Here is a 5,569-nt window from a genome sequence, read left to right on the forward strand (position 1 = left end):
TTCATGCCGGGTCCCGACTACGTCCACACCGCGTCCGAAAAATATCTCAACTCGCGCAAGCTCAGCATCTACGGCGGATCCAACGAGATCCAGCGCAATATCATCGCCAAGGCAGTACTCGGTCTTTAGCAATAGCGCCACGAGAGGATCGGATGGATATCCAGTTCACGGAAGAGCAGGAATTGTTGCGTTCCAGCATCCAGCGCGTGCTGCGCGACCAGTATGATTTCGATGCCCGGCGCAGGATCGTCGCGAGCGAACAAGGCTGGAGCCGCGAGCGATGGCAAGCCTTCGCCGAGCTCGGCCTGTTCGCCGCGCCGTTCCCGGAGGACGTCGGCGGCCTCGGCGGTGGGCCGCTGTCGACCATGGTCACCATGCATGAGTTCGGCCGTCATCTCGTAGTCGAGCCGTTCGTGGAGACGATCGTGCTTGCCGGCGGACTGATCGGGCATGCGGGATCCGAGGAGCAGAAGCGGGCCCTTATCCCTGACATCATCGCGGGAACGAAGATCTGGGCTTTGGCCTGGACCGAGAAGGGCTCGCGCTTCAATCTCGCCGATGTCGCAACCACGGCGCGGCGCGATGGCAAGGATTACGTCCTGACCGGGGAGAAGACCGCGGTCGTCGCCGCACCCTGGGCGGACCATCTGATCGTCTCCGCGCGCGTCGCGGGTCATCGCTGGGATCGCGGCGGCGTCAGTCTGTTCGTTGTCGATCGCCGCGCCGCCAATCTCGACCTGCGCAGCTTCAAGACCATCGACGGGCGCCGCGCCGCCGAGGTTAGCCTGCGCGACGTACGCGGGCGGTTGCTCGGCAACGAAGGCGAGGGGGTCTCCGCGCTCGAGGCGTGCCGTGACCGCGCCATCGGCGCGCTCTGCGCGGAGGCGGTCGGCGTGATGGCGGAATTGAACTCCGCGACGCTGGAATATTCCAAGATCCGGAAGCAGTTCGGCGTCACGCTGGGTACTTTCCAGGTACTGCAGCATCGCATGGTCGACATGTTCATCGCGCATCAGGAGGCCCTGTCGCTGATGCAGCACCTCAACCTCAGCCTCGACGCAAACGAAATCGGCGTCTCGCGTCTCGCGTCCGGCGCCAAGTCGAAGATCGGCTATGCCGGACGATTCGTCGCCGACCAGGCCGTGCAGATTCACGGCGGCATGGGCATGACCGACGAGCTCAATGTCGGTCACTACTTCAAGCGAATCTCTTCCATCAACATACAGTTCGGCGATCCCGCCTATCACGTGCTGCGCTACGCGCAGCTCGACGCGGCCGCCTAGGAGGCAAGCATGACAACCGAAGCCGTCATCGTATCCACCGCCCGCACGGGCGTCGGCAAGGCCTATCGCGGTGCGCTCAACAACACCGAGGGTCCGACCATGGCGGGCCATGTGATCGCCGAGGCGGTGAAACGCGCCGGCATCGCGCCCGGCGAAGTCGAGGACGTGGTGATGGGCTGCGCGATGCAGCAGGGCACCATGGTGATGAACGTCGCCCGCAAGGGGGCGATCCGTGCCGGCCTTCCGGTGACCGTGGCCGGCACCACCATCGACCGGCAATGTGCCTCGGGCCTGCAGGCGATCGCGGTCGCCGCGCGCTCCGTGATCCACGACGGCGTCGAGATCGCGGTCGGCGGCGGCATCGAGTCGATCAGCCTGGTGCAGAACGAGCATATCAACAGGTTCCACGCCGTCGACGACGAACTGATGGCGATGAAGGCGGAAATGTACATGCCGATGCTCGAGACCGCCGAGGTCGTCGCCGAACGTTACAAGATCGGGCGCGACCGCCAAGACGAATACAGCCTCGAGTGCCAGCGGCGCGTCGGCGCCGCGCTGCAGGGCGGCCGCTTCAAGGACGAGATCGTGCCGTTCACGACCAGAATGGCCGTGGTCGACAAGGACACCAAGGAAATCTCCTTCCAGGAGGTTATACTCTCGAAGGACGAGGGACCGCGTCCGGATACAACGGCCGGGGGGCTGGCGAAGATCAAGCCGGTGTTCGAGGGCAAGACTATCAGCGCCGGCAATGCCAGCCAGCTCTCGGACGGGGCCTCGGCCTGCGTGATCATGAGCGACAAGATCGCGGCCAAGAAAGGCCTGAAGCCGCTCGGCATCTTCCGCGGCTTCGTCGCCGCCGGCGTCGAGCCGGACGAAATGGGCGTCGGGCCGGTCGTCGCCATCCCGCGGCTGCTGAAGCGCCACAATCTGACGATCGACGACATCGACCTCTGGGAGCTCAACGAAGCCTATGCCGTTCAGGTGATCTATTGCCGCGACAAGCTCGGCATCGATCCGGACAAGCTGAACGTCAACGGCGGATCGATCGCGATCGGCCATCCCTACGGCATGACCGGCGCGCGGCTGACCGGCCACCTCCTGATCGAGGGGCGGCGGCGCAAGGCGAAATACGGCGTGGTGACCATGTGCATCGGGGGCGGCATGGGCGCGGCGGGTTTGTTCGAAATCGTCCACTGACCGGAAACGCAGGAGAAATCCGTGAAGACAGCAATTACCGAACTGTTCGGCATCCAGCATCCGATTATCCAGGGCGGCATGCATTATGTCGGCTTCGCCGAACTCGCCGCTGCGGTATCCAACGCTGGCGGACTCGGCATCATCACCGGCCTTACCCAAAGGACGCCGGAGCATCTCGCCAAGGAAATCGCGCGATGCCGCGACATGACCGACGAGCCGTTCGGCGTCAACCTTACCTTCCTGCCGACTTTTTCCACGCCGCCATATCCGGAATATATCGCGGCCATCAGGGAAGGCGGCGTCAAGATCGTGGAAACCGCGGGTCGCAGTCCAGAGCAGTATATGCCGGCTTTAAAGGCCGCCGGTATCAAGGTGATCCACAAATGCACTTCGGTCCGGCATTCGCTGAAGGCAGAGAAGATCGGTTGCGATGCGGTCAGCGTCGACGGCTTCGAGTGCGGCGGGCACCCAGGGGAGGATGACATCCCGAATATGATTCTGCTGCCGCGCGCCGCGGACGAACTGAAGATCCCGTTCGTGGCCTCCGGCGGCATGGCGGATGCGCGCAGCCTGGTCGCCGCACTAGCCATGGGTGCTGCGGGCATGAACATGGGCACGCGGTTCATTGCCACCAAGGAAGCGCCGGTTCATCCCAACGTGAAGAAGGCGTTGGTGGAGGCGACCGAGCTCGATACGCGGCTTGTGATGCGGGCGCTGCGCAACACCGAGCGTGTGCTCAAAAACAAAGGCGTCGACCAGCTCCTGGAGATCGAGCGCGAGAGAGGCGGCGCATTGAAGATCGAGGATATCCACGGCCAGGTCGCTGGCGTCTATCCGAAGGTGATGGTCGACGGCGACATGGACGCGGGCGCCTGGAGCTGCGGCATGGTGGTCGGCCTGATCAACGATGTCCCGACGGTCAAGGAGCTCATTGACCGGATCATGGCGGAGGCCGAGACGATCATTCGGCAGCGATTGACCGGCTTCCTCGATCGCGTCGACGTGCACGAGCCTTCCCGCGCGGTCGCCTGACGGAGAGCATCATGACCGGGCATGTCGTTACCGAAACATCGAGCAGGAACACCGGAGGAGTAAAAAGGATGCGCATCGCGGGCAGTTATCAGTTCCCGTCCATGGAATCCGTCATCTACGGCAAGCCGGCGGCCGAAGCGCTGCGCGAGGAGGCCGAACGGCTGGACGCGAAACGCGTCTACCTGATTGCCAGCGGTACGCTGAACACCAAGACCGACGAGATCGAGAGGATCCGCAAAGCGCTTGGTGGTCGCCACGCCGAGACCTTCGATGGCGTCCCGCAGCATACGACCCGAGAAGTGGTGGTGCGGATCGCAAAGCAGGCAAAGGAGGCCAGGGCCGACCTGGTGGTCGCGATAGGCGGGGGCTCGGTGGTCGATGCAGCGAAGATCGTACTGGGGTGCATGGAGCACGAGATCTTCGAGCAGGACGGTCTCGATGGCTTCGAGACCACGCCCGAACGTCGCTTCGGGACCTTCCGCGCGCCGAAAGTGCGGATGATCGCGATTCCCAGCACGCTATCGGGCGGTGAATATAATTCCGGTGCGCTGGTCACCGACACCCGCCGCAAGCTCAAGCAGATATTCAATCACCCCATGATGATGCCGCTCAGCATCATTCTCGATCCCGCGATCACCAGGCACACGCCGGAAAAACTGTGGCTGGGCTCGGGCACCCGCGCCATGGATCACGGCATCGAAGCCATCTGCTCGATCCGCAGCAACGTGCTGGTCGACGCGGTCTGTTTGCAGGGGCTGCGCTATCTGCACGACGGGCTGCTTCGCACCAAGGACAATCAGAGCGACGAGGAGGCGCGGCTCGGCTGCCAGTTGGGTTCCTGGCTGTCGGCGTTCGGCCTGCAGGCGAGGGTGCCGATGGGCGCAAGCCACGCCATCGGCCACGTGCTGGGCGGCACCTGCGACGTGCCGCATTATTTCTGCACGGCGGTGATGATGCCGAGCGTGTTGCGCTACAACCGTCCGGCCACGGAGGCCGCGCAGAAATCGATCGCGGCAGCGCTCGGCGCGCCGGACCGCGACGCCAGCGAAGCTTTCGCAGCGTTCATCGCGGAGCTTGGCCTGCCGCGGAGGCTCGCCGACGTCGGCGTCGCCGAGGACCGCTTCGAGCTGATCGGCAAGAACGCGATGCTGTCGATCTTCACCCGCGCCAACCCGCAGCCGATCCGTGAGCCCGGCGATGTCGTCAAGATACTCAAGATGGCCGCCTGACGGGCGCGTCCATGTCCCGATCCAGTTGTGGCCTGCTGGGTGCCCGGCTTTGGCAGAGAACCCGGCTTGGCCGATGACACCCGCCAAACCGTGTTTCCGACATCGTCGGCGATAAAAAGCCCGCCACTCCGGTCGACTGCCAAGCCAACCGGCCGACCGTGGGCGTGATTGTCTTCATCGAGGAAGCCTGTGACTACATCTTGAGCCGGGCCGCTCGGCCGTCCGCCGCTGAAGGGCACGTAGACAACTTTGTAACCGTTAAGAGGCGTTCGATCCCAGCTTCCGTGTTCGCTGACGAAAGGCACCGCCAATGGGCGATGGGAAAACGTCGCGCCGACAATCCAACATTGCCTCGGGCTCACGTCATCGTCATGTTCTACCTCATCAGGGTTGAGGGTGGTGATGGCCATTTCCGAGTGGTTTTACCCGCCGCCCGACTTCTCAGGCCGCAGGGCTGGAATTGGCTGTGGCAACGTGCTCAACCGCGTTGTTCCGGGCCTCGATGGCTTTGACGGAGTTTTCGAATGCTCTTTCCAAAACGCGCCTGCCGATGGTCCCGAGCACAAAACCAAGTACCCACCCCTTGAGGTTCTTGCCGTCGCGTACGACGACCACGTCAATGTCGGTCGTGCCGTTGGGCTGACGCGTGAAGGTGTAGGTGTGGCCCGACGCACCTCCCCACACGTTGGAGTCGGTGGTCTTTAGAACGACGCGGTTCGGATCGGACCAGTCGTAGTGCAGGCGTTCCCAGACTCAGCATTGTAGCCCTGCGCCTGACCGAGGTAAGCCGGAAGGATATCGGCCGATCCGAACAGCGCGAACTGATCG

At 63.6% G+C, this 5,569-nt stretch carries 6 protein-coding genes and 1 pseudogene; 5 read left to right on the forward strand and 2 right to left on the reverse strand.

Annotated features, from left to right (window positions below; genetic code table 11):
- From ABSG20_RS28370 to ABSG20_RS28390, 5 genes are all read left to right on the forward strand, one after another.
- Window positions 1-129: acyl-CoA dehydrogenase family protein (locus tag ABSG20_RS28370; RefSeq protein ID WP_423867784.1), on the forward strand; the 129-nt coding region annotated here is incomplete at its 5' end.
- A gap of 23 nt (window positions 130-152) precedes the next feature.
- A complete protein-coding gene (locus ABSG20_RS28375; protein WP_423867780.1) occupies window positions 153-1,283 on the forward strand; it encodes an acyl-CoA dehydrogenase family protein in 1,131 nt (376 codons plus the stop codon).
- A gap of 9 nt (window positions 1,284-1,292) precedes the next feature.
- On the forward strand, window positions 1,293-2,480 hold the full coding sequence (locus tag ABSG20_RS28380) for an acetyl-CoA C-acyltransferase (protein ID WP_423867781.1): 1,188 nt from the start codon (window positions 1,293-1,295) through the stop codon (window positions 2,478-2,480).
- A gap of 21 nt (window positions 2,481-2,501) precedes the next feature.
- The gene (locus tag ABSG20_RS28385) at window positions 2,502-3,512 is read left to right on the forward strand and encodes an NAD(P)H-dependent flavin oxidoreductase (RefSeq protein ID WP_423867782.1); all 1,011 of its coding nucleotides are present in this window, start codon (window positions 2,502-2,504) and stop codon (window positions 3,510-3,512) included.
- Between the two features lie 68 nt (window positions 3,513-3,580).
- Window positions 3,581-4,741, forward strand: a complete 1,161-nt coding sequence (locus ABSG20_RS28390) for an iron-containing alcohol dehydrogenase (protein ID WP_423867785.1) — start codon at window positions 3,581-3,583, stop codon at window positions 4,739-4,741.
- A gap of 68 nt (window positions 4,742-4,809) precedes the next feature.
- On the opposite strand, the pseudogene ABSG20_RS28395 reads toward ABSG20_RS28390, so the two are convergent.
- A pseudogene (locus ABSG20_RS28395) lies at window positions 4,810-5,040 on the reverse strand (PQQ-dependent sugar dehydrogenase); the annotation flags it as partial.
- 142 nt (window positions 5,041-5,182) lie between these two features.
- Complete coding sequence (locus tag ABSG20_RS28400) at window positions 5,183-5,425, reverse strand: hypothetical protein (protein WP_423867783.1); 243 nt, start codon at window positions 5,423-5,425, stop codon at window positions 5,183-5,185.
- Window positions 5,426-5,569 lie beyond the last annotated feature (144 nt).

Source organism: Bradyrhizobium sp. (genome assembly GCF_049512235.1).
GTDB lineage: Bacteria > Pseudomonadota > Alphaproteobacteria > Rhizobiales > Xanthobacteraceae > Bradyrhizobium.

Bases quoted from the DNA above. Each gene is read 5' to 3' on its own strand.
- ABSG20_RS28380 (WP_423867781.1), top strand. From the start codon at position 1,293: ATGACAACCGAAGCCGTCATCGTATCCACCGCCCGCACGGGCGTCGGC.
- ABSG20_RS28375 (WP_423867780.1), top strand. From the start codon at position 153: ATGGATATCCAGTTCACGGAAGAGCAGGAATTGTTGCGTTCCAGCATC.
- ABSG20_RS28390 (WP_423867785.1), top strand. From the start codon at position 3,581: ATGCGCATCGCGGGCAGTTATCAGTTCCCGTCCATGGAATCCGTCATC.